Source organism: Cupriavidus sp. PB-02, from assembly GCF_058252315.1.
On sequence record NZ_CM177694.1, the window covers coordinates 2,934,271 to 2,958,648 of the forward strand.

Genomic DNA, 24,378 nt, shown 5'->3' on the forward strand with positions numbered 1-24,378 from the left:
CGCCGGCAATGCTGCAACTGCGTACGTGGTATACTCGCGTAGTAGCCCCCGGGGTGTCCGTGCATCCCCTGTAACCGGGCGTTCTCACCAGCGCGCTTTCGCGAGCGCACAGCAGCCGCCGGCGCGGGCCCATCCGCGACGACATACAAACTGGCGAACCACCGGGTACACCTGCCCGCCCATCCTGCGTAGCGCACGGCCGCCCCGGCCGTCACCGGCAAGGCCGGCGCACGCAATCCGCGCCAGCCATGCGATACCGCTGACAGGACCGAGCACAGGCCGCGCGCGCCGCAAGCCGCGTGAGCTTGCTCCGAACCACCCCAGAGGCACGCTTCGCCGCCAGCGGCGATATGTGCCCCGGCTCCGTGTCGCGCCAATGTGGCGGCCGAGCCGACAGGAATTTTTGATAACGCAATCATGCAGCCTTTGCTGGCTGCCGAAAAGGAAGACAGATTGGCTAAGGAAGAACTCATTGAATTTGGCGGCGTGGTGTCGGAAGCCCTGCCTGACAACCGCTATCGGGTCACGCTGGAAAACGGCGTGGAAATCTGGGCATACGCTTCGGGCAAGATGCAGAAGCACCGCATTCGCATCCTGGCCGGCGACCGTGTCACCCTTGAAATGTCGCCCTACGACCTGACCAAGGGACGCATCAACTTCCGCCACAAGTCCTGAGTTTTTGCACGGCCGCGGCGGCGCTGAAGGCGCCGCCGGGCCTGCTGCGCTTGCACGCCCACGCGCTGTCACACCGCTGACACCGCGCGCGGACACACTTTCGGGCTGCCCACCGGCAGCCTGTTTTCGTTTACGTGCCGTCGTTGGCGCCAGCGCCGATGGCCCTGCGGAAAAGCCTGTCGCTTGCGCCGGTCGGGCCGCGTCACCATACTCGAAGCACGCACCCCTGCCCAGCCCGACATGAACCTGATCCTGTGGCGCCACGCCGAAGCCGAAGCCCTCCCCGACGCGCTCAGCCTGAGCCGCCATGCCGACCTGCAGCGTCCGCTCACCCGCCGCGGCCGCAGGCAGGCAGAAGCCTCGGCCAAATGGCTGCGCGCGCATCTGCCCGCCGATACCCGCGTGCTGTGCAGCCCCGCGGTGCGCGCGCGTGAGACGGCGGCCGCGCTGACCGGCGAGCCGGAGATCGTCGAGGCGCTCTCGCCCGGCGCCGATGTCAGCGCGGTACTGGCCGCCGTGGAATGGCCCGAGCGGCCCGAGCATGTGGTGGTGGTCGGGCACCAGCCCTGGATCGGCCGCGTGGCCAGCCTGCTGCTGGCCGGCACCGAAATGGAGTGGAGCGTGCGCAAGAGCGGCGTGTGGTGGCTCACCGGCCGCACCCGCGAAAGCGAAGCGCAGACCGTGCTGCGCGCGGTGGTGAATCCCGAATTTCTCTGAGGACTTGCTCAGGCGTTCCTGACGCCGGGCGACAGCGCCTCAAGCGCGCCGAATGCCGGCCACGCCCATTCCACGCGGCTCGGCCGCGTCACCTCACTCCCCATCGCTATCCCACAAAATCAGAAATTGCTGATGGCCTGCGGAATCTCCCGTCCCTAGAGTCGCTACGGTGTCGCCTGCGCGGTGCCGGGCTCGCCCTGCCCCGTGCATGGGCGCCGACCGCAGGTGTCACGGATTCCCCATGAACCGCCCGCCCCACCGCCAGCCCCGCCACGAGGCCCTCACCGCGCTGGCGGACCCATCACACGAAGATCCCCAGTCTCCCGCCGCGGCGCGCACCGTCACGGAAGCGTCATCGGCGGGTCACGGCACTGTCACCGGGCCTGACTACATTGCATCGCAACAGTTTCGTCACCAAAAGGACATACTGATGCGAGACCTCCCGACGCCTACCCAGCCGCTCTTCGACTCTCTGCCCAATGGCCTCGGCGGCCAGACGGCGCGGAGGCGTCTTCCTCGTCAATCGGATACGGCAAATGAGTCGCCTGCTCTCAGCGTGGCGTGGGCGCGCCACCAGGACGAAGTAGTCGAGGCGCAGCGCCTGCGCTACAAGGTGTTTGCCGAGGAGATGGGCGCGCGCCTGACATCCTCGGTGCCCGAACTGGACATCGACATGTTCGATGCCTACTGCGACCACCTGATCGTGCGCGACCTGGCCACGCTGCGCGTGGTCGGCACCTACCGCGTGCTGCCGCCGCACCAGGCCAAGCGGATGGGCTGCCTGTACGCGGAATCGGAATTCGACCTGGTGCGCCTGGCGCACCTGCGCCCCAAGATGCTGGAACTGGGCCGCTCGTGCGTGCACCGCGACTACCGTTCGGGCAGCGTGATCATGGCCCTGTGGGGCGGCCTGGGCGAGTACCTGCAGCGCTGGGGCATCGAGTCGATGCTGGGCTGCGCCAGCGTGCCCATGAGCGACGGCGGCCACTACGCGGCCAGCCTGCACCGCCTGTTCACCGAGCGCTCGCTGGCGCCAATCGAGTACCACGCTTTCCCGCGCCTGCCGCTGCCGGTCGAGGACCTGAACCAGCAGCTGGAGGTGGAGCCGCCCGCACTGATCAAGGGCTACCTGCGCCTGGGCGCCAAGATCTGCGGCCAGCCGGCCTGGGACCCGGACTTCAACGTGGCGGACTTCCTGACGCTGCTGCGCGTGAACGACATGAACCCGCGCTACGCCCGCCACTTCCTGGGCCTGAACAACGCCGCCTGAGCGGCGGCTTCCCTTCGGCCGCCTCCCCGGCGGCCGCTTTCCCCGCGCTCAGTCGTCTCAGTCGTAGACAACCTTGTAGCGCTTGCCGATCCGCTGCCATTCGTCGGCCTCCTGCGCGAGGCTGTATTCGATCAGCGGATTGGCCTCGATCCACGTCTTCGGCAGCTTCACCGTGAAGCCCTCGTCCAGTGCTTCGGCCAGCTGGCTGACGCGGATATCGGGCAAGGCCACGTCCGAGCGGCGGCGGCACAGCACGAAGGCCAGCCGCAGGCTGAACAGCATGCGCCAGTCGACGAACTTGCCGCTGCCCGAGAGCTTGCCGAGCTTGCCCGCATGGCCCAGCAGCAGCGTCGCCAGCCGCGCCTGGTCGGTCTTGGAAAAACCTGGCATGTCCGCGTGCGTGGCGATATAAGCCGAATGCTTGTGGTAGCCGCTGTGCGAGATCGACATGCCGATCTCATGCAGGCTGGCGGCCCAGCCCAGCAGCAGCAGGTTGTCCTCGCGCCGTTCGTTGGCAGGTTCCGGGAACTGTGCCAGCAGCGCCTGCGCGGTGCCGCGCACCCGTGCGGACTGGGCCCGGTCCACGCCATAGCGCCGCATGAACTGGTCGACCGTGACCGTGCGCATGTCCTCGTGGTGGCTGCGCCCGAGCAGGTCGTACAGCACGCCAAGGCGCAGCGCGCCGTCGGTGACGTCCATGCGGTCGATATCGAGTTCGGCAAACACGCCGAGCATGATCGACAGGCCGCCGGGCAGCACCGGGATGCGGTCCGGCTTGAGACCGGTCAGCTTGACGCGGTTAGTGTTTTCAGCCTTGATCAGCGCGCGCTTGAGCCGCTCCAGCCCCTCGCGCGTGATGCCGTGCTCAGACGGGTTGTCATTCATGCCGTTGAGCTCGATCAACTCGGCCAGCGCGCGCGCGGTGCCTGACGAGCCCACCGCCTGCTCCCAGCCGGCGGCGCGGTACTGGCGCACCAGCACCTGGATCTCGCGGCGCGCGGCCAGTTCGGCCTGCTTCATCGCGTAGTCATCGACATTGCCGCTGGGGAAGAACTGGCGGCTGTGCGAGACACAGCCGATATACAGGCTCTCCATCAGCTTGGACTGATAGCCACTGCCGATGATGAACTCGGTCGAGCCGCCGCCGATATCGACCACCAACCGGTTGCCCTGGCACGCCGGCGCATCATGCGAGGCGCCGAGGTAGATCAGCCGCGCCTCTTCGCGCCCTGCGATAACTTCGATCGGGAAGCCGAGGGCGCTTTCGGCCTCGATCAGGAATTCCGACGCATTCTTGGCCACGCGCAGGGTGTTGGTGGCCACGGCGCGCACCTGGTTGGGCGCGAAGTCGCGCAGCCGGTCGCCGAAGCGTCGCAGCGCGTCGATGCCGCGGCGGCGCGCGGGCTGGTCCAGGTATTTGTCGGGCGTCAGGCCGGCGGCCAGGCGCACCGGCTCGCGCAGCGCGTCGACCTGGAAGATCTGGCTGGCCGGGCCGCTGGCGGTAGGGGTTTCGTCCACCCGCCCGATCATCAGGCGGAAGCTGTTCGAGCCCATGTCGACGGCGGCCAGCAGGCGTGGGGAATTGTTCATCGTGTGATTGGAGGGCTGGTTCGCGTTGGCGTTGCGCGTTCATGCGATGGCGGCGGGTGCATGGTAGTGCCTCCGGCCGGCGCTCGCGCCCGGGAAAAATATGTCGTTGTCATGTCCACATCATGACAAAATCAAACTGTCATGAAAATGACACGTTGCTATGGAAAAGTCGCCACATTACCAAAGAAAGCCCATGCTCATGTCGACGACTCCGCCCAGTACGCTGCTCAATCGCGAACTGGGCATCCTGGAATTCAACGCTCGCGTCCTGGCGCAAGCGGCGGACCCGAAGATCCCACTGCTGGAGCGGCTGAAATTCATCTGCATCGTGTCCAGCAATCTGGACGAATTTTTTGAAATCCGCATGGCAGGCCTGAAAGAACAGATGCGCGACAACGCGTCGGGCCTGACGCCGGACGGCCTTTCTTTCCAGCAGACCTACCGGCTTGTCACCGAGCGCACGCAACGGCTTGTTGCTTCGCAGTATGACATGCTGCAGAACACCATCTTTCCACTTCTTGAAAAAGAAGGGGTCTTTTTCCACCTGACCACCACCTGGACCGACGCCCAGCGCGAATGGGCGCGCGAGTTCTTCACGCGCGAGCTGGCGCCGGTGCTGACCCCGATCGCACTGGACCCGGCCCACCCTTTTCCGCGCGTGCTCAACAAGAGCCTGAACTTCGTGGTGGAACTGTCCGGCAAGGACGCCTTCGGGCGCGAGGCCGACCTCGCCATCGTGCAGGCGCCGCGCGCGCTGCCGCGCGTGGTCAAGATGCCGGAGAAGCTGTCGGGCTACCCGTTCGGCTTCGTGATGCTGTCCTCCTTCATGCAGGGCTTCGTGCACGAGCTGTTTCCGGCAATCGAGGTGCACGGCTGCTTCCAGTTCCGCGTCACGCGCAATTCCGACCTGTTTGTGTCGGAAGACGAAATCACCGACCTGCGCGAGGCATTGCAGGGCGAACTGCCCACGCGCCATTTCGGCGACACCGTGCGACTGGAAATCTCGTCCGACACCCCCAACCCGCTGGCGCGCCGCCTGCTGCTGGAATCAGGGCTGGCCGAGCAGGACCTGTACCGGGTGTCCGGCCCGGTGAACCTGGTGCGCCTGATGCAGATCCCCGACATGGTGGACCGGCCCGCGCTCAAGTACTCGCCGTACGTGCCCGCGCCGGTCAAGGCCTTTGCCACCGGCGCGTCGATGTTCGATGTGATGCGCCAGCAGGACGTGCTGCTGCACCACCCGTACGAGAGCTTCAACTCCGTGCTCGACCTGCTGCAGCTGGCCGCGGCCGACCCCAACGTGGTCGCGATCAAGCAGACGGTCTACCGCACCGGCAACGAGTCGCTGGTGATGGAAGCGCTGATGACCGCCGCGCGCAACGGCAAGGAAGTGACGGTGGTGGTGGAGCTGCTGGCGCGCTTCGACGAGGAAACCAATATCAACTGGGCCGAGCGGCTGGAATCCGCCGGCGCGCACGTAATCTACGGCGTGGTCGGCCACAAGTGCCACGCCAAGATGCTGCTGATCGTGCGGCGCGAGCCCACCGGCCCCAAGGCCAAGCAGGTCAAGCTGCGCCGCTACGCGCACCTGGGCACCGGCAATTACCATCCGCGCACCGCCCGACTCTACACCGACTTCGGCCTGCTGACCGCCAACGAGGCGATCTGCGAAGACGTGCACCACGTGTTCCAGCTGCTGACCGGCACCGCCGGCACCATCCGGCTGAACCACCTGTGGCAGTCGCCCTTCACCATGCAGAGCAACCTGGTCGACCATATCCGCGCCGAGGCCCGCAACGCGCGCGCGGGCAAGCCGGCGCGGATCATCGCCAAGATGAATGCGCTGCTGGAACCGTCGATCATCGACGAGCTCTACAAGGCCTCGCGCGCGGGCGTGAAGATCGACCTGATCGTGCGCGGCGTGTGCGCGCTGATGCCGGGCGTGCCGGGCATGTCGGAAAACATCTCGGTGCGCTCAATTGTCGGGCGCTTCCTGGAGCACCATCGGGTCTACTATTTCCGCGCCGGCGGTGAGGACGTGCTGTACCTGTCCAGCGCCGACTGGATGGATCGCAACCTGTTTCGCCGCGTGGAGGTCGCCTTCCCGGTCTTGGACAGGGCACTGAAGGCGCGCGTCATCAAGGAAAGCCTGCAGGTGCACCTGCGCGATAATGCGTCGGCGTGGATCATGCAGCCGGACGGCAACTACATGCGCAGGCAGACCCGCTCCAAGCATCCGCATGTCAGCCAGAACGACATGCTGGAAATGTTCGGCGGCACGCCGTGAACGGAGCCGCTCGGATGCAAAGGAAAACCCCGCTGCGGCGGGATTTTTCTTTGTGTGTCAGGCTGCGCGCCGCGAGGAATCCGGCGCCTGCGGCGATGTCGTGACGCCCGTGGGAGGTACCGCGGCTATCGTCCCGTCGCCGCCCGCCGACCGCACGCTGCGCTCGAGCGGGAAGATCACCCGGAACACACTGCCGCGGCCAACCTCGCTGGTCACGCGCAAATCGGCATGGTGGCGCGACAGCACGTGCTTGACGATGGCAAGTCCCAGGCCGGTGCCGCCGGTATCGCGCGAGCGGCTGCGGTCGACACGGTAGAAGCGCTCGGTCAGCCGCGGAATATGTTCTGGCGCGATACCCAGTCCGGTATCGGCCACCGAGAACACTGCATGGCCGTCCTCCCAGCCAAGCCGCATCGTGATGCGCCCGCCGTCCGGCGTGTAGCGCACCGCATTGGACACCAGGTTGCCTAGCGCGGACAGCAATTCGGTTTCCGCGCCGCGCAAGCCCACGGTGGTGTCGATCTCGGCCGATACCTGGTGCCGCCCTTGCGACAGCGCCTCGGCGTCGTGCCTGAGATGCGCCACCATCGCCTGCACCGGCACGATGTCGTTGCCCGGCGCCTGCTCATCGCTTTCCAGCCTGGCCAGCGCCAGCAGGTCCTCGACGATGCTCTGCATGCGCACCGACTGCACCAGCATCAGGTCGATATAGCGCCGGCGATCCTCCTCCGATACCGGCAGGTCGCGCACGGTTTCCAGAAAGCCGGTCAGCACCGTCAGCGGCGTCTTCAGCTCGTGCGAGACGTTGGCGACGAAATCGCGGCGCATGGCCTCGGTGTTCTCGAGCTTGGTGATGTCCTGCGTGATGACCAGCTTGCGGTTGTCGCCATACGGCAGGATCTGCACCGCGATCACGCTGTGCTTGTGTTCGCCCATGTCGCGCATCACCAGCGGCTCGTCAAAGCGCTGCCGCGTCAGGTAGTGGACGAACTCGGGCCGGCGGATCAGGTGAGTGATGCGCTGGCGCACATCGCGCCGCGCATTCAGGCCGAAGTGCTGCTCGGCCACGTCGTTGCACCATTCGATCTGGTCGGCGTCGTCCAGCATCAGCACGCCGTTGGGCGAGGCCTGGATCGCCTGGATAAAGCGCGTGTGCTGCTGCTCGACCTGCAGCACCTGGGTGCGCCAGCGCTTGACCAGCCGGTGCAGCCGGTAATAGACCTCGCCCCACAGGCCGAGCGCGCTCGGGATTTCGCCGTAGACCGGCGCGTCCAGCACCTTCCACAAGCGGTTGATCTGGTACAGGTAATAGCAAAGCAGCGAGAACAGCGCGGCGCAGGCAAGCGCCAGCGCCGGCACCGGGCCGAAGGCCAGGTAGATACCGGCGGACAGCACCAGCAGACCGATCAGGATGGCCGCGGAACGGGCCCAGATGACATTCATGCGCAGGGTTCAGGCTTGCGACCCGGATTGTGATAAGGGCCGCTTAGTTGCGACGGAGTGTGCCACGATTTCGCCGCGCCCTGCCAGCAGCGTGGAGATCGGTGGCCGGACCGGGCGACGCGTGCCGCCCGGCCGGCCGGAAGCGTCAGGCGCCGGGGGTGCGCGCCAGCCGGTAGCCGCTGCCGCGCACGGTTTCGATCATATTGCTGTAGCCGCCCGGCGTAAGCGCCGCCCGCAGGCGCTTGATATGGACGTCGACGGTGCGTTCCTCGACAAAGACGTGGTCGCCCCAGACCTGGTCGAGCAATTGCGACCGGCTGTGCACACGCTCCGGATGCGTCATCAGGAAGTGCAGCAGACGGAACTCGGTGGGGCCCAGGTCCAGCTTGATCGGACCGCTGTCGTCCTGCCCGGTGACGCGGTGCGTGGCCGGGTCCAGCCGCAGGCCGTTGATCGCGACCACGTCGTCGGTGAGCTGCGGCGCGCGGCGGCGCAGCACGGCCTTGATCCGCGCCAGCAGTTCCTTGGGCGAGAACGGCTTGGTAACGTAGTCGTCCGCGCCGGCTTCCAGCCCCATCACCTTGTCCTGCTCCTCGCCGCGCGCGGTCAGCATGATGATGGGGATCTGGCGGGTGCGGTCGTTGGCTCGCAACTCCTTGGCGAAGTTAGCACCCGACTTGCCGGGGAGCATCCAGTCCAGCAGCACCAGGTCAGGCAGCACGTCGCTCATCAGCGACAGCGCCTGCTCGGCGTTGTAGGCCCGGATCGGATAGTGCCCCGCGTGCTGCAGGTTGACGGCGATCAGTTCAGCGATCGCCGGTTCGTCTTCGACAACGAGAATACTGCTTGGCATGTGTATCGTTCTCCGTATAGAACCCGTTTCATGATGTAACGGATTCTTAGGCCGCTCAGCTCAGCGCTTCGCGCTCCATGTCCTCGCGCGAGACATGGCGGACGTCCGTCCCCTTGACAATGTAAATGATAAATTCCGCGATGTTCTTGGCGTGGTCGCCGATGCGCTCGATCGCCTTGGCAATGAACAGGAAGTCCAGTGCGACCGAGATCGTACGCGGGTCTTCCATCATGTACGTGATCAGCTTGCGCACGAAGCCGCGGAATTCCTCGTCGATGGCCTTGTCGTCCTTGACGATGCGCGCCGCCGCCACGGTATCCAGGCGGGCAAAGGCGTCCAGCGCCTGGCGCAGCAGCGAGATCGCCATCTCGCCCGAGAGCTTGACCTCGGCGTAGTTGATGCTGTGTGCCGACGCATCTTCCATGATGTGCTTGGTGCGCTTGGCGACCTTCTCGGCCTCGTCGCCGGCGCGCTCGAGGTTGGTGATGGTCTTGGAGATGGCCATCACCAGGCGCAGGTCGCGCGCGGTCGGCTGGCGCCGGGCAATAATGTTGCCGCAGTCGGCATCGATCTCGACTTCCAGCGCATTGAGCTGCTGCTCGCGGGCGATGACCTGGTCGGCGACCTCACCGTCGAAATCGGACAGCGCGCGCATGGCGAGCTCGATCTGCGACTCGACCAGGCCGCCCATCTGCAGCAGCTTGGTATTGATCGCGTTGAGGTCGGCGTCGAACTGGGTCGACAGGTGCTTGTCTGGCATGGGATTCTCCTGGCCGCTGTTTGTATGCTACGCCTTGCGGTGACAATCGGCCGAATCAACCGAAGCGGCCGGTAATGTAGTCTTCCGTTTCCTTGCGGTGCGGCTTGATGAAGATCTTCTCGGTTTCGCCGAACTCGATCAGCTCGCCCAGGTACATGTAGGCGGTGTAGTCCGAGCAGCGCGCCGCCTGCTGCATGTTGTGGGTAACGATCACGACCGTGTACTCGTCCTTGAGCTCGGCGATCAGTTCTTCGATGCGGCCAGTGGAGATCGGGTCCAGCGCCGAGCACGGCTCGTCCAGCAGCAGCACTTCCGGGCGGATGGCGATGCCGCGCGCGATGCACAGGCGCTGCTGCTGGCCGCCGGACAGGCCGTAGCCCGACTGGTTCAGCTTGTCCTTGGCCTCGTTCCACAGCGCCGCCTTGGTCAGCGCCCATTCCACGCGATCATCCATTTCCGAGCGCGACAGCTTCTCGAACAGGCGTACGCCGAAGGCGATGTTGTCGTAGATCGACATCGGGAACGGCGTCGGCTTCTGAAACACCATGCCGACCTTGGCGCGCAGCAGGGCGATGTCCTGGCGCGCAGTCAGCAGGTTGTCGCCGTCCATGTTGATCTCGCCTTCGGCACGCTGCTCGGGGTACAGCGCATACATCTTGTTGAAGGTGCGCAGCAGCGTCGACTTGCCGCAGCCCGACGGCCCGATAAAGGCCGTGACCTTGCGGTCGGGGATCGACATGTTGATGTTCTTCAGCGCATGGAACTGGCCGTAGTAGAAGTTCAGGTTGCGCACGTCGATCTTGGCGCGTACCGAATCGGGAATGTCGATGACGGTGGATGTCATTGCGTTTCTCGCTTGCAGTCTTTGGGGCAGGACGGGTTGCGTGGTCCGGCCGCTTATTTCTTGAACAGGATGCGCGCCAGGATATTCAGGGCCAGCACGCCGATCGTAATCAGGAACACACCCGCCCAGGCCAGCTGCTGCCATTCGGTGAACGGGCTCATGGCGAAGCGGAAGATCGTCACTGGCAGGTTGGCCATCGGCTTGTTCAGGTCGCTGGTCCAGAACTGGTTGGACAGCGCGGTGAACAGCAGCGGCGCGGTTTCGCCGGCGATACGGGCCACTGCCAGCAATACCCCGGTCACAATCCCGGCGTACGATGACTTCACCGTGATCGACATCACCATCTTCCACTTGGGCGTGCCCAGGGCGAAGGCGGCCTCGCGCAGCGCGTTGGGCACCAGGTTCAGCATGTTCTCAGTGGTTCGCACCACGATCGGCACCTGCAGCAGCGCCAGCGCGCAGATCCCGGCCCAGCCCGAGAAGTGGCCCATGCGGGTCACCACCAGCGCGTAGACAAAGAGGCCGATCACGATCGACGGCGCCGACAGCAGGATGTCGTTGATAAAGCGGATAAAGCTGGCCAGCGGCGAGCTCTTGCCATACTCGGCCAGGTAGATGCCGGCCAGGATGCCCAGCGGCGTGCCGAACAGCGTGGCCATGCCGACCATCACGAAGCTGCCGAAGATGGCATTGGCCAGGCCACCGCCGGCGGTGTTGGGGGGCGGCGTCATCTGCGTGAACAGGTTCAGCGAGAGGCCACCCACGCCCAGCGTGACGGTGGTCCACAAAATCCACGCCAGCCAGAACAGGCCGAAGCCCATCGCCACCAGCGAGGCGGTCAGCGCATACAGGTTGGTGCGGCGGCGGCGCGCCTGCAGCCGGGCACGGATGGCATCCGCGTCAGGGCGGACCGCCGGAATCGATACGCTAGAGGTAGACACGGCTTGGCTCGCGTGGCTCATTTGGTACCCTCATTCTTTGCCAGTCGCAGCAGCAGCAGCTTGGACAGCGCCAGCACCACGAAGGTAATGAAGAACAGGATCAGGCCCAGCTCCATCAGCGCGGCGGTGTGCAGGCCGGCGCCGGCTTCGGCGAACTCGTTGGCGAGCGCCGAGGTGATGCTGTTGCCCGGCGAGAACAGCGAGGCGCTGTCCAGCAGGTTGGTATTGCCGATCACGAAGGTCACGGCCATGGTTTCGCCCAGCGCGCGGCCCAGGCCGAGCATGACGCCGCCGATGACGCCGGCGCGGGTGTATGGCAGCACCACGTTCCACATCACTTCCCAGGTGGTGCAGCCCACGCCGTAGGCGGATTCCTTGAGCAGCACCGGCGTGACTTCGAACACGTCGCGCATCACCGAGGCGATGTACGGGATGATCATGATCGCCAGGATCACGCCCGCGCACAGCAGGCCGATGCCCAGCGGCGCGCCCTGGAACAGCTTGCCGACCACCGGCAGCTGGCCGACCGTGGCGGCCAGGGGCTTCTGGAAATACTCGCCGAAGATCGGCGCGAACACGAGCAGGCCCCACATGCCGTAGACGATCGACGGCACCGCGGCCAGCAGTTCGATGGCGGTGCCGAGCGGGCGGCGCAGCCACGCCGGCGACAGCTCGGTCAGGAACAGCGCGATGCCGAAGCTCACCGGCACCGCGATGATCAGCGCGATCAGGGAGGTCACGATGGTGCCGTAGATCGGCACCAGCGCACCGTAGACATCGGCGGGGGGATCCCACTCCGCGGTCCACAGGAAGCGCGCGCCGAAGGTCTGGATCGACGGCCAGGCGCTGATCGCGAGCGAGACGATGATGCCGCCCAGCAGCAGCAGCGTCACGATGGCGGCGCCGCGCGTCAGGCCGCCGAACAGGATATCGCCGGTGCGGCTCGGGGGCTGGACGTTGCGGATCTCGGAAGGGGTAGTCGCCATGTTGGGAATTCAGGGTGGATCGCCGCTCCCGCCTGGGCGGGAGCCCGGTGTCCGGGCCAGTTTCGGGCAGCCCGGACACCGGCCCCGCATTCACGCGGGGCCGACGATGCCGTCAGATCAGTACAGCGCCTTGCCCGAGGCGTCCTTGACGCTGGTCTTCCAGGTCGAGCGGATCTGGTTGACCACGTTTTCCGGCAGCGGCACGTAGTCCAGGTCGGCCGCCATGTTGGCGCCGCTCTTGTAGGCCCAGTCGAAGAACTTCAGCACTTCCGCGCCCTGCGCAGCCTTTTCCTGGTTCTTGTGGACCAGGATGAAGGTCGCGCCGGCGATCGGCCACGCATCCTTGCCCGACTGGTTGGTCAGGATCTGGTAGTAGCTCTTGCTCCAGTCGGCACCGGCGGCGGCGGCCTTGAAGGCATCGTCGCCCGGCTTGACCACGGCACCCGATGCGTTCTTCATGTTCACGTGGGTCATCTTGTTCTGCTTGGCGTAGGCGTACTCAACGTAGCCGATGGCGCCGTTCAGGCGCTGCACGAAAGCGGCCACGCCTTCATTGCCCTTGCCGCCGGTGCCGCCACCCGGCCAGTTGACCGTGGTGCCCTCGCCCACCGAGCTCTTCCAGTCGGGGCTGACCTTGGACAGGTAGTTGGTGAAGATGAAGGTGGTGCCCGAACCATCGGCACGGCGCACCGGCAGGATGTCCTGGTTCGGCAGCTTGGCTTGCGGGTTCAGCGCCTTGATCGCGGGGTCATCCCACTTCTTGATCTTGCCCAGGTAGATGTTGGCCAGCACCTCGCCGGTGATGGTCAGGTCGCCCGGCTTGATGCCTTGCAGGTTGATCACCGGCACCACGCCACCAATCACGGTCGGGAACTGGACCAGGCCCTGCTTGTTCAGTTCCTCGTCCTTCAGCGGCGCGTCCGAGGCGCCGAAATCGACCGTCTTGGCGCCGATCTGCTTGATGCCGCCCGACGAGCCGATGGATTGATAGTTGACCTTGTTGCCCGTTGCTTTTTGGTATGCGTCGGCCCACTTGGAATACACGGGCGCCGGGAAAGAAGCGCCTGCACCGGTAATTTCCGCCGCGAACGCAGTGCCTGCTACCACCATCGAAACGATGCCTGCCACGGCAGTCTTGACCAGCTTCATATGTCCTCCAGAGAACATTGGTTGGGAATGACAAATTTTTGACAAGACGAACTCTAAGCCCCCCATATGACAATTCCGTGACATCTTTAAATCTTCTCGAAACCCACTGCCAGCAAGGGATCACGGGCGCCAGCGCACTGTCATGACGCCGAAATATGACGGCGGTTAATTGCGTTCCAGCACAAAAAAACGCCGGGACTGGCCCGGCGTTCTTCGTGAGGGTGAGGCGTATCAGGCGCCCAGCGCGTCTGCCAGGGTTTTGGCTGCGCGCTCGGCCATCTCGGCCTGTTCGGCCTCGACCATCACGCGCACCACCGGCTCCGTACCCGAAGCGCGGATCAGCACCCGGCCGCGACCTTCCAGCTGCGGCTCGATGGTTGCGCGCGCGGCCTGCAGGCCGGCATGCGACTGCCAGTCGAAGCCCTTCTGCACACGCACGTTGATCAGCGTCTGCGGGAACAAGTCCACGCCTTCCAGCAGCTGCGCCAGCGTCTTGCCGCTGCGGCGCAGCGCCGCCAGCACCTGGAGCGCCGACACGATGCCGTCGCCGGTGCTGTGCCGGTCCAGGCACAGCAGGTGGCCGGAGCCTTCGCCGCCCAGCGTCCACTTGCGCTTGTTCAGCTCTTCCAGCACATAACGGTCGCCCACCTTGGCGCGCACGAACTCGACACCCTGGCGCTTGAGCGCCAGCTCCACCGCCATATTGGTCATCAGCGTGCCGACGGCACCCGGCACCGACTGGCCAACGGCCTGGCGGTCGCGCACGATCAGGTACAGCAGTTCATCGCCGTTGTAGAGGCGTCCGCTCGCGTCCACCACCTGTAGCCGGTCGGCGTCGCCGTCGAAGGCCAGGCCCAGGTCCGCGCCATTGGCCCTGACCGCCTCGATCAGCTTGGCCGGCGCGGTGGCACCGTAGCCGTCGTTGATATTGCGGCCGTCCGGCTGGTTGCCGATGGAAACGACGTCGGCGCCCAGTTCATGGAACACATGCGGGGCGATGTGGTAGGCCGCGCCGTGGGCACAATCGACCACCAGCTTGAGCCCGTGCAGGTCCTGCTCATGCGGGAACGTGCTCTTGCAGAATTCGATATAGCGGCCGGGGGCATCGTTGATGCGGCGCGCGCGGCCCAGTTCCTCGGAAGGCGCGCATACCATCGACTCCTCCATGGCGGCCTCGATTTCGGCCTCTACCTCATCGGGCAGCTTGTCGCCATCGGCGGAGAAGAACTTGATGCCGTTGTCGTAGTACGGGTTGTGGCTGGCCGAGATCACCACCCCGGCCGACAGCCGCAGCGCGCGCGTCAGGTAGGCGATGCCGGGGGTGGGCAGCGGCCCGGTCAGCAGCACGTGCACGCCGGCCGAGGTGAAGCCGGCTTCCAGCGCGGCTTCCAGCATGTAACCGGAAATGCGCGTGTCCTTGCCGATCAGCACGGTCGGGCGACCCTGCCCGGTCCTGGCCCCGTGGGCCAGCACCTTGCCGGCGGCATGGCCCAGGCGCATCACGAAATCCGGCGTGATCGGCGCCTCGCCAACCCTGCCCCGTATGCCATCCGTCCCGAAGTACTTGCGTGTCATTCGCTGATTCCCTTTCCGTTCTCTGTTCGTTGCTCCGTCAGGCGCTCTCTGGCGCTCTGTCCTGCACTTTTCCGGCGATGCGCCTCAGACCCCACCGACGGCTTCGTTGCGCACCGCCCACCAGGTCTTCACGGCATCCACCGTCTGCCCGACATCATGCACCCGTACGATAAATGCTCCGCGCTCTACCGCACACACCGCCGCGGCAATGCTGGCAGCGATCCGTTGTTGCGGCGCGCGCCCGCCGAGGATCGCACCTAGCGTGGATTTGCGCGAGATGCCCGCCAGCACCGGCAGGCCCTCCAGCGCCAGCCGCGGCAGTTGCCCCAGCAGGCGCAGATTATGATCGGGCGTCTTGCCGAAGCCAAACCCCGGATCGAGGGATAGTCGGGCGTCGTCGATACCGGCAGCGCGCAGCGCGGCGATGCGTTCGGCCAGGAACTCGGCCACCTCGGCGACCACGTCGTCGTAGTGCGGGTCTTCCTGCATGGTCTGCGGGTCGCGCTGCATGTGCATCACGCACAGGCCGGCCTGGCCGGCTTCCGGCGCCGCCAGCGCCTCGACCGCGCCCGGCATGCGAAAACCCCAGATATCGTTGATGAGATCGGCTCCGGCCGCAAGCGCGGCGCGCATGACCTCGGGCTTGTAGGTGTCGATCGACAGCGGCTTGCCGCAGTCGCGCAGCGCTTCGACCACCGGGATCACGCGGGCCAGCTCGTCTTCCAGCGGCAGCGCGGCCGAGCCCGGGCGGCTGGACTCGCCACCGATATCAATGATGTCCACGCCCTCCGCGATCATCTGCTCGGCATGGCGCAGCGCCGCATCGCGGCTGGTGTGCTGGCCGCCGTCGGAGAACGAATCGGGCGTAACGTTGAGGATGCCCATCACCAGCGGGCGCTGGTCCAGCGCAAAGCGAAAGCGTCCGCACTGAAAGTACCGGGTCTGAGAAGTCTGCTGCAAGGTCGGAATACTTGAGGAAAGTCTGTGCGCGAACCCGTCGCGCAAAAAGAAAAGCCGGTGCACCAGGCACCGGCTTCGGGTACAGCCACTACACAGCTACCACCATTACGTCGTCAGGCCGACGAAATCGCGGGATCAGGCCGTGGCAGGCGCGTTGGTCGGCGCCACCGGCGAGCCGCCCGGAGGCGTGCTGCCGCCGCCGTTCTGGCCCGACGCGCTGCGCGGCGGACGCGGCGGCTTGCCGGCCATGATGTCGTTCACCTGGTCGGCATCAATGGTTTCCCATTCCATCAGCGCGTTGGTCATGGCCTCGACCTTGTCGCGGTTCTCTTCGAGCAGGCGCTTGGCCAGCGCATATTGCTCGTCGATGATGCGGCGGATCTCAGCGTCGACCTTCTGCTGCGTGGCTTCCGATACGGTCTTCGACGACAGCTTGCCGAACATGCCGTCCTGCTCGGTGTCCACGTAGACCATGGCGCCAAGCGAGTCGCTCATGCCGAAGCGGGTCACCATATCGCGGGCGATCTTGGTGGCACGTTCGAAGTCGTTGGAAGCGCCGGTGCTCATGGCGTTGAGGAAGACCTCTTCCGCCGCGCGGCCGCCGAAGAGGATGGCGACCTCTTCCAGCATGCTGTCCTTGTACTTCGAATACTTGTCATGCTCCGGCAGCTGCCAGGTCACGCCCAGCGCCCAGCCACGCGGCATGATGGTGACCTTGTGCACCGGGTCAGCCTTGGGCAGCAGCTTGGCCACCACCGCATGGCCCGACTCGTGGTAAGCCGTGGCCCGGCGCTCTTCTTCGCGCATGACCGTCGACTTGCGCTCCGGACCCATGTAGATCTTGTCCTTGGCATCCTCGAAGTCCTGCATGTCGACCACGCGCTTGCTCCGGCGGGCGGCAAACAGCGCGGCCTCGTTGACCAGGTTGGCCAGATCGGCGCCCGAGAAGCCCGGGGTGCCGCGCGCGATGATCGAGGCGTCGACATCGTTGCCGATCGGCACCTTGCGCATATGGACCTTCAGGATCTGCTCGCGGCCGCGGATATCCGGCAGGCCCACGTAGACCTGGCGGTCGAAGCGGCCCGGACGCAGCAGCGCCTTGTCCAGCACGTCGGCACGGTTGGTCGCGGCGATCACGATCACGCCCGAGTTGGCCTCGAAGCCGTCCATCTCGACCAGCATCTGGTTCAAGGTCTGCTCGCGCTCGTCGTTGCCGCCGCCCATGCCGGCGCCACGATGGCGGCCGACCGCGTCGATTTCATCGATGAACACGATGCAAGGGGCCTGCTTCTTGGCGTTCTCGAACATGTCGCGCACGCGGGCCGCGCCCACGCCAACGAACATTTCCACGAAGTCGGAACCCGAGATACTGAAGAACGGCACCTTGGCCTCGCCGGCGATGGCGCGCGCCAGCAGCGTCTTGCCGGTACCCGGAGGGCCGACCAGCAGCACGCCGCGCGGGATACGGCCGCCCAGCTTCTGGAACTTCTGCGGGTCCTTCAGGAAGTCGACCAGTTCGACCACTTCTTCCTTGGACTCGTCGCAGCCGGCCACGTCCTGGAACGTGACGGCGTTCTGGTTCTCATCGATCAGGCGCGCACGCGACTTGCCAAATGAGAAGGCGCCGCCTTTCCCGCCGCCCTGCATCTGGCGCATCATGTAGAACCAGAACACGATGATCAGCAGGGTCGGCCCAAGGTAATACAGGGCCTGGACCAACACGTTAGGTTCGTCGTCCGCCTTGCCGGTCACCTGGACGCCGTACTTCATCAGGTCGCCGACCATCCAGATGTCGCCCGGCGAGATGATGGTGTACTTGGCGCCTTCCTTAGGCGAGACCACCAGGTTGCGGCCCTGCACGTCGACACGCGACACCTTGCCGTTCTTGGCGTCATCCATGAACTGCGAATAGGTGACGCTGTCCTGCGCACGGGGCTTGTCGAACTGCTTGAAGACGGTAAACAAAACCAGCGCGATCACGAGCCAGATTGCCGCCTTTTGAAACAGGTTGTTATTCAAGGCCGAACTCCTTTGCAATTGCCTTGCCAACGGATAGCTGCATTGTAATGCAGCGCCCGCCCTCGGGGGGAAACAGCGAAACTATGACGCCAATAGCAGCGGGTGGGGCACTTTCCCCTTCTTTTTTCGCCCTGGCCTGGATCGGGGTCGGAATCGGTCAATCCACCGTCTTGAGGTAACGCCCAAGGATAAAGGTCTCGGAAGACTTGTCTCGCGACGCCTTGGGCTTGCGTTTCGCGACCAGTTTGAACTGCCGTTTGAACTTCTCCACGATCTGGCTGTAGCCGCTCCCGTGGAAACACTTTACCAGTAATGCCCCCTCCGGCTTCAGATGGGCCTGCGCAAATTCCAGCGCGAGGTCGCACAGGTACTCGATCCGGGCCGAATCCGCGGAAGCCACACCCGACAAGTTGGGGGCCATGTCGGACAATACAAGGTCGATCTTGTCGCCGCCGGAGGCGTCCAGCACCACACTTTCGAGCTGGCGGAATACCGCTTCCTCACGGAAATCGCCCTGGATAAAAGTGACGTCGGCGACAGCCTCCATCGGCAGCAGGTCGATCGCGACCACGGCGCCGTCGATCTTGCCGTCCCTGGCCCGCGGCGACGCCGCCAGCTTGTTGCGGGCGTACTGGCTCCAGCTGCCAGGCGCCGCGCCCAGGTCGACGATCACCTGGCCCGGACGGATCAGCTTGTCCTGCTCGTCGATCTCCTTGAGCTTGTACGCCGCGCGGGCGCGATACCCCTCCCGCTGCGCCATCTTCACATACGGATCGTTGATGTGGTCGTGCAGCCACGAATGGTTAAACTTGTTTTTTGCCATGCCTAATACCAGCCCTGTTACCTGCCTGTTCCCCGCCCCCGTTGCCTGCCAACGCCGCGCGCCGAAGGATTTTCTACTGTTTTGATGATTTTGCCGCCCGACAGTGCCGGATTGACGGATAATACGCGCCAATCCGCATCCCGACCGCCGGCGAACCCCATGGGCCCCGCCGGTTTGCCGCCCCGGGCGGTCGTCGGAAGCCTGCCCTTGCCCGGCCGCCGTGTCCATGATTGCCGGCGTGGGCTGCAGCGCCAGATTTCCCAGCGCCTCAGCGCTCTATCCCTATTTAAAGCGCCTAATAATTCAGCGCCAACCTATGCCCGCTCTACAACTCGTCCCTGCCCAGCGCTCCGACCTGCGCTCCCGTGCCCATGCCCTGAACCCGGTCGTGATGATCGGCGCTGAAGGCCTGACCCGCAACGTGCTCGCCGAGATCGACCGCAGCCTGGCTGCCCATGACCTGATCAAGATCCGCGTGTTCGGCGATGACCGCGAAGCCCGCGTCGCCATCTACGAAGAGATCTGCGACGCGCTGAGCGCCGCGCCGATCCAGCATATCGGCAAGCTGCTGGTGATCTGGCGTCCGGGCGAAGCGCGCCTGAAGGAAAACCAGCCGGAAGACCTGGGCCGGCATGCGCCAGTCCGCCGCGGTGGCGCCGCCCCGCGCACGGTTACGGTCAAGAAGCCCAGCGCCGCGCCGAACCGCCGCCCGACCCGCAAGGAAGTGACGGTGCTCGGCAATGAGCGCGTTACCGCCGGCGGCAATGTGAAGCGTTCGCGCGCACGCCCGACCAGCCAGAAGAAGAAGGCACTGGGGTAATCACCCCGGCAGCCTGTGCAGGACAGGTCCGCCGCCCGGCGGCCCTGACTCCGGCGCGCCACCACCGTGGCACCGCCGGGAAAGCCGGGCTCACTCCCCGGCCGAACGCGGCGCCGAAGCGCGCCACACCAGCACCAGCGCCAGCAGGCTCTGCACCAGGTAGAAGGCGCTCGATACGCCGTGCAGCATGCCGAATTGCGCCTTGTAAGGCGATTCCGAGACCCCGACGCCCAGCGCCAGCGCCTTTTCCTTCAGGCTGCCCATGAACGGCTGGGTGCCGAAGTAGCCGACCAGCACGCAGCACAGCATGCCCAGCACCAGCCAGCGCAGCGCGCGGTAGCGATTGGCGCCGCGCCGGATCATCACGTTGCACAGCACCAGCTGCAGCACGCCGATGGTGACGCCGACGATGGCCTCGGTATGAAACAGGTGACCGGCGATCATGCCCGCCATCTCGCGGCTGGGCAGCACGGAAAACAGTGTCGGCGCCACCATGTAGCCGACCGTCCAGAGGCTGCCCGCCCATACCACCGTCAGCAGCAAAAAGATGCGGTGCGGCAGCGGTGGCAGGCTGTTATAGGAAGATGAGAACACAAGCCGGTCTTTCCGGTGGCCGGGCAAGCGCGAAGCGAGCCGGCCGGACCGGCGTCAGATATAGCGGACAGTAATGACTTCGTACTCGCGCTCGCCGCCAGGGGCCAGCACGGTCGCGACGTCGCCTTCGAACTTGCCGATCAGCGCACGCGCGATCGGCGAGCTGACCGAGATCTTGCCGGTGTCGAGGTCGGCCTCGTCATCGCCCACGATCTGGTAGCTGACGGGCCTGCCCGACTCGAGGTCTTCCAGGTCAACGGTGGCGCCAAAGACGATGCGGCCGTCGGTGTCGAGCTGGGTCGGGTCGATGACCTGCGCAGCGGAGAGCTTCGACTCCACTTCCAGAATGCGACCCTCGATAAAGGCCTGCTTTTCCTTGGCGGCGTCGTACTCGGCATTTTCCGAGAGATCGCCCTGGGCGCGGGCTTCCGAAATGGCATTGATCACCGCCGGACGCTCGACAGCCTTGAGGCGCTGGAGCTCTTCCTTCAGGAGCTCGGCGCCACGCTTGGTAATCGGAATGGTGCTCATGTCTCGTTCAACAAAAAAATGAGCCGCAGCGGAGCTGGAGCCATCCCCGGCAATGCTGCCAGGGCACTTCCGCTCAACCGCGGCTTTCAGACAGGATCGAACGCGGGCACGCCGGTTCGATCGACGAATTTGACGTAGTTTAGGCCAAGAAGCCCGCCGGCATCAACTCCGGCGGGCTTCCGGGCATCTGACCGGGCGCAAGCGCCCGATCGGTGGCGATGTGCCGCCTGCCTTACCTGGATAATCCTCAGGCCAGCGAGGCGTGCAGCCCCTGCAGGTCATAGACCTCCAGGCTTTGCATATGTTTCAGCCCCTCCACCGCGGCGCGGGCACCGGCGATGGTGGTGTAGTACGGCACGCGATTGGCCAGCGCCGAGGTACGGATCGAGCGCGAATCGGCGATTGCGGTGCGGGTTTCGTCCACCGTGGTGAACACCAGCGCCAGTTCGCCGTTCTTGATCATGTCCACGATATGCGGACGGCCGTCCTTGACCTTGTTGACCGTCTTTACCGGGATACCGGCGGCCTCGATGGCCGACGCGGTGCCGCGGGTGGCGACAATCGGGTAGCCCATGTCGTGCAGCATGCGGGCCACGCCGACGGCGCGCGGCTTGTCGCTGTCCTTCACGGTGATCAGCACGGTGCCCTTCTCCGGCAGGCGCGAACCCGCGGCCAGCTGGCTCTTGAACAGTGCTTCGCCGAACGCCTTGCCCACGCCCATCACCTCGCCGGTCGAACGCATTTCAGGCCCGAGCACCGGGTCGACGCCAGGGAACTTGTTGAACGGGAACACCGCTTCCTTGACGCTGTAGTACGGCGGGATGACCTCTTCGCCGATGCCCTGGTCGTCCAGCGACTGGCCGGCCATGCAGCGCGCGGCGATCTTGGCCAGCGACAGGCCGGTGGCCTTGGACACGTACGGCACGGTACGCGAGGCGCGCGGGTTCACTTCCAGCACGTAGACGGTATCGACGCCGTTGTTCTGCTGGATCGCGAACTGCACGTTCATCAGGCCGACCACGTTCAGGGCCTTGGCCATCGCGGCAGTCTGGCGCTTCAGTTCAGCCACGGTCTCGGCCGACAGCGAGTACGGCGGCAGCGAGCACGCGGAATCGCCCGAGTGCACGCCAGCCTGCTCGATGTGCTCCATCACGCCGCCGATGAATACGCGCTTGCCGTCGGAGAGGGCATCGACGTCGCACTCGATGGCGTCGTTCAGGAAGCGGTCCAGCAGCACCGGGGAGTCGTTCGACACCTTGACGGCCTCGCGCATATAGCGCTCGAGGTCGCGCGGCTCGTGCACGATTTCCATCGCGCGGCCGCCCAGCACGTACGACGGGCGAACCACCAGCGGGTAGCCGATCTCTTCGGCCAGGCGCAGCGCTTCGTCCTCGGCACGCGCGGTACGGTTGGGCGGCTGGCGCAGGCCCAGCTCCTGCAGCAGCTTCTGGAAGCGCTCGCGGTCTTCGGCCGCGTCGATCATGTCGGGGCTGGTGCCGATGATGGGCACGCCGTTGGCTTCCAGGTCCAGCGCCAGCTTCAGCGGGGTCTGGCCGCCGTACTGAACGATCACGCCAACCGGCTTTTCCTTGTCGACGATTTCCAGCACGTCTTCCAGCGTCAGCGGCTCGAAGTACAGGCGGTCCGAGGTGTCATAGTCGGTCGACACGGTTTCCGGGTTGCAGTTGACCATGATGGTCTCGTACCCGTCCTCGCGCAGCGCCAGCGCGGCATGCACGCAGCAGTAGTCGAACTCGATGCCCTGGCCGATCCGGTTCGGGCCACCGCCCAGCACCATGATCTTCTTCTTGTCGGTCGGATGCGCCTCGCACTCGCCATGCTCGGCCTCGTAGGTCGAGTACATGTAGGCGGTGTTGGTGGCGAACTCGGCCGCGCAGGTGTCCACGCGCTTGTAGACCGGGCGCACGTTCTGGGCGATGCGCGCCTCGCGCACGGCCTTGGCGTCGGTCTTCAGCAGCTTGGCCAGGCGGCGATCGGAGAAGCCCTTCTGCTTCAGGAAACGCAGCTCGGCCGTCGACAGGCTGTCCAGCGTGCGCGACTTGACCAGACCTTCGGTCTTGATGATGTCTTCGATCTGGGCCAGGAACCATGGGTCGATGTCGGTCTCGGCATAGACCTCTTCCAGCGACATGCCCAGGCGGAACGCGTCGCCCACGTACCAGATGCGGTCCGGACCGGCTTCGCCGATCTCCTCGACGATCTCGTCGCGGTCGGTGGACTTCTCGTCCAGGCCGTCCACGCCGACTTCCAGGCCGCGCAGGGCCTTCTGGAACGATTCCTGGAAGGTGCGGCCCATGGCCATCACCTCGCCCACCGACTTCATCTGGGTGGTCAGGTGGCTGTCGGCCTGCGGGAATTTCTCGAAGGCGAAACGCGGCACCTTGGTGACGACGTAGTCGATCGACGGCTCGAACGAGGCCGGGGTCGCGCCGCCGGTGATCTCGTTCTTCAGCTCGTCCAGCGTGTAGCCCACGGCCAGCTTGGCCGCGACCTTGGCGATCGGGAAGCCGGTGGCCTTGGAGGCCAGCGCCGACGAACGCGACACGCGCGGGTTCATCTCGATGACGATCATGCGACCGTCCTTCGGGTTGATCGAGAACTGCACGTTGGAGCCGCCGGTGTCCACGCCGATCTCGCGCAGCACGGCCAGCGAGGCGTTGCGCAGGATCTGGTATTCCTTGTCGGTCAGGGTCTGTGCCGGGGCTACGGTGATCGAGTCGCCGGTGTGGATGCCCATCGGATCCAGGTTCTCGATCGAGCAGATGATGATGCAGTTGTCCTTCTTGTCGCGGACCACTTCCATCTCATACTCTTTCCAGCCCAGCAGCGACTCTTCGATCAGCAGCTCGCGCGTCGGCGACAGGTCCAGGCCGCGCTTGCAGATCTCTTCAAACTCTTCGCGGTTGTAGGCGATGCCGCCGCCGCTGCCGCCCAGCGTGAACGACGGGCGGATCACGATCGGGTAGCCGCCGCTGCCGGTTTCCTGGGCAATGCGCGACTGCACGGCCATGGCTTCGTCCATCGAGTGGGCGATACCCGACTTGGCCGAACCCAGACCGATCTTGGTCATGGCGTCCTTGAACTTCTGGCGGTCCTCGGCCTTGTCGATGGCCTCCGGCGACGCGCCGATCAGCTCGACCTTGTACTTGTCCAGCACGCCGTGGCGATGCAGGTCCAGCGCGCAGTTCAGCGCAGTCTGGCCGCCCATGGTCGGCAGGATCGCGTCCGGGCGCTCCTTCTCGATGATGCGCTCGACCACTTCCCAGGTGATCGGCTCGATGTAGGTCACATCGGCCGTGTTGGGATCGGTCATGATGGTCGCCGGGTTGGAGTTGACCAGGATGACCTTGAAGCCTTCCTCGCGCAGCGCCTTGCAGGCCTGGGCGCCGGAATAGTCGAACTCGCACGCCTGGCCGATGATGATGGGGCCCGCGCCGATGATCAGGATGCTCTTGATGTCTGTGCGTTTTGGCATTGCACGCTCTCTTTGTTGGCCGGCCCGCTTGCATGCGGGCCGCGC

General features: G+C 65.4%; 20 protein-coding genes. 5 read left to right on the top strand and 15 right to left on the bottom strand.

Going from position 1 to position 24,378, the window contains the following annotated elements; all coding sequences use genetic code 11:
* Window positions 1-453: 453 nt before the first annotated feature.
* From infA to AC10V3_RS13740, 3 genes are all read left to right on the top strand, one after another.
* Window positions 454-675, top strand: a complete 222-nt coding sequence (infA, locus tag AC10V3_RS13730) for a translation initiation factor IF-1 (RefSeq protein WP_008641674.1) — start codon at window positions 454-456, stop codon at window positions 673-675.
* 240 nt (window positions 676-915) lie between these two features.
* Window positions 916-1,392, top strand: a complete 477-nt coding sequence (locus AC10V3_RS13735; protein WP_022535808.1) for a SixA phosphatase family protein — start codon at window positions 916-918, stop codon at window positions 1,390-1,392.
* Between the two features lie 430 nt (window positions 1,393-1,822).
* Window positions 1,823-2,662 (top strand): GNAT family N-acetyltransferase, encoded by an 840-nt coding sequence (locus tag AC10V3_RS13740; protein ID WP_041681098.1) that lies wholly within the window; start codon window positions 1,823-1,825, stop codon window positions 2,660-2,662.
* Between the two features lie 57 nt (window positions 2,663-2,719).
* On the opposite strand, the gene ppx is transcribed toward AC10V3_RS13740, so the two are convergent.
* Window positions 2,720-4,252, bottom strand: a complete 1,533-nt coding sequence (ppx, locus tag AC10V3_RS13745; protein WP_022535810.1) for an exopolyphosphatase — start codon at window positions 4,250-4,252, stop codon at window positions 2,720-2,722.
* Window positions 4,253-4,412: 160 nt separating this feature from the next.
* Here ppx and ppk1 point away from each other — a divergent pair, with 160 nt between their 5' ends.
* Window positions 4,413-6,539 (top strand): polyphosphate kinase 1, encoded by a 2,127-nt coding sequence (gene ppk1, locus AC10V3_RS13750; protein WP_349604236.1) that lies wholly within the window; start codon window positions 4,413-4,415, stop codon window positions 6,537-6,539.
* A gap of 57 nt (window positions 6,540-6,596) precedes the next feature.
* Here ppk1 and phoR read toward each other — a convergent pair whose 3' ends face one another.
* The 11 genes from phoR to AC10V3_RS13805 form a co-directional block, all read right to left on the bottom strand.
* Window positions 6,597-7,982 carry a phosphate regulon sensor histidine kinase PhoR gene (gene phoR, locus AC10V3_RS13755; protein ID WP_454752207.1) on the bottom strand — a complete coding sequence of 462 codons (1,386 nt, stop codon included), beginning with the start codon at window positions 7,980-7,982 and terminating at the stop codon, window positions 6,597-6,599.
* 145 nt (window positions 7,983-8,127) lie between these two features.
* Window positions 8,128-8,835, bottom strand: coding sequence for a phosphate regulon transcriptional regulator PhoB (gene phoB / locus AC10V3_RS13760; protein WP_022535813.1), 708 nt, complete (start codon window positions 8,833-8,835; stop codon window positions 8,128-8,130).
* Between the two features lie 55 nt (window positions 8,836-8,890).
* Window positions 8,891-9,595: a phosphate signaling complex protein PhoU gene (phoU, locus tag AC10V3_RS13765; protein ID WP_022535814.1), complete on the bottom strand. Its 705-nt coding sequence runs from the start codon at window positions 9,593-9,595 to the stop codon at window positions 8,891-8,893.
* 55 nt (window positions 9,596-9,650) lie between these two features.
* The gene (pstB, locus tag AC10V3_RS13770; protein ID WP_022535815.1) at window positions 9,651-10,439 is read right to left on the bottom strand and encodes a phosphate ABC transporter ATP-binding protein PstB; all 789 of its coding nucleotides are present in this window, start codon (window positions 10,437-10,439) and stop codon (window positions 9,651-9,653) included.
* 53 nt (window positions 10,440-10,492) lie between these two features.
* Window positions 10,493-11,401 (bottom strand): phosphate ABC transporter permease PstA, encoded by a 909-nt coding sequence (pstA, locus tag AC10V3_RS13775; RefSeq protein ID WP_022535816.1) that lies wholly within the window; start codon window positions 11,399-11,401, stop codon window positions 10,493-10,495.
* Window positions 11,398-12,366, bottom strand: a complete 969-nt coding sequence (gene pstC, locus AC10V3_RS13780; RefSeq protein WP_022535817.1) for a phosphate ABC transporter permease PstC — start codon at window positions 12,364-12,366, stop codon at window positions 11,398-11,400. Before pstC ends, pstA begins: the two co-directional genes overlap by 4 nt.
* 117 nt (window positions 12,367-12,483) lie before the next feature.
* Window positions 12,484-13,515, bottom strand: a complete 1,032-nt coding sequence (gene pstS, locus AC10V3_RS13785; RefSeq protein ID WP_022535818.1) for a phosphate ABC transporter substrate-binding protein PstS — start codon at window positions 13,513-13,515, stop codon at window positions 12,484-12,486.
* Window positions 13,516-13,746: 231 nt separating this feature from the next.
* Window positions 13,747-15,090 (bottom strand): phosphoglucosamine mutase, encoded by a 1,344-nt coding sequence (gene glmM / locus AC10V3_RS13790; RefSeq protein ID WP_022535819.1) that lies wholly within the window; start codon window positions 15,088-15,090, stop codon window positions 13,747-13,749.
* 84 nt (window positions 15,091-15,174) lie between these two features.
* Window positions 15,175-16,050, bottom strand: a complete 876-nt coding sequence (gene folP, locus AC10V3_RS13795; RefSeq protein WP_041681099.1) for a dihydropteroate synthase — start codon at window positions 16,048-16,050, stop codon at window positions 15,175-15,177.
* A 135-nt stretch (window positions 16,051-16,185) separates the two neighbouring features.
* Window positions 16,186-18,069 (bottom strand): ATP-dependent zinc metalloprotease FtsH, encoded by a 1,884-nt coding sequence (ftsH, locus tag AC10V3_RS13800; RefSeq protein ID WP_022535821.1) that lies wholly within the window; start codon window positions 18,067-18,069, stop codon window positions 16,186-16,188.
* A 157-nt stretch (window positions 18,070-18,226) separates the two neighbouring features.
* On the bottom strand, window positions 18,227-18,892 hold the full coding sequence (locus AC10V3_RS13805) for an RlmE family RNA methyltransferase (RefSeq protein WP_022535822.1): 666 nt from the start codon (window positions 18,890-18,892) through the stop codon (window positions 18,227-18,229).
* A gap of 316 nt (window positions 18,893-19,208) precedes the next feature.
* Between AC10V3_RS13805 and AC10V3_RS13810 the strand changes: the two genes are divergently transcribed.
* Complete coding sequence (locus AC10V3_RS13810) at window positions 19,209-19,712, top strand: YhbY family RNA-binding protein (RefSeq protein ID WP_022535823.1); 504 nt, start codon at window positions 19,209-19,211, stop codon at window positions 19,710-19,712.
* 90 nt (window positions 19,713-19,802) lie between these two features.
* On the opposite strand, the gene AC10V3_RS13815 is transcribed toward AC10V3_RS13810, so the two are convergent.
* From AC10V3_RS13815 to carB, 3 genes are all read right to left on the bottom strand, one after another.
* Window positions 19,803-20,306, bottom strand: a complete 504-nt coding sequence (locus AC10V3_RS13815; protein WP_022535824.1) for a DUF4149 domain-containing protein — start codon at window positions 20,304-20,306, stop codon at window positions 19,803-19,805.
* 54 nt (window positions 20,307-20,360) lie between these two features.
* Entirely contained in the window at window positions 20,361-20,837 is a 477-nt protein-coding gene (gene greA, locus AC10V3_RS13820; RefSeq protein ID WP_022535825.1) for a transcription elongation factor GreA, read from the bottom strand.
* A 247-nt stretch (window positions 20,838-21,084) separates the two neighbouring features.
* Complete coding sequence (carB, locus tag AC10V3_RS13825; RefSeq protein ID WP_022535826.1) at window positions 21,085-24,333, bottom strand: carbamoyl-phosphate synthase large subunit; 3,249 nt, start codon at window positions 24,331-24,333, stop codon at window positions 21,085-21,087.
* Window positions 24,334-24,378: the final 45 nt, after the last annotated feature.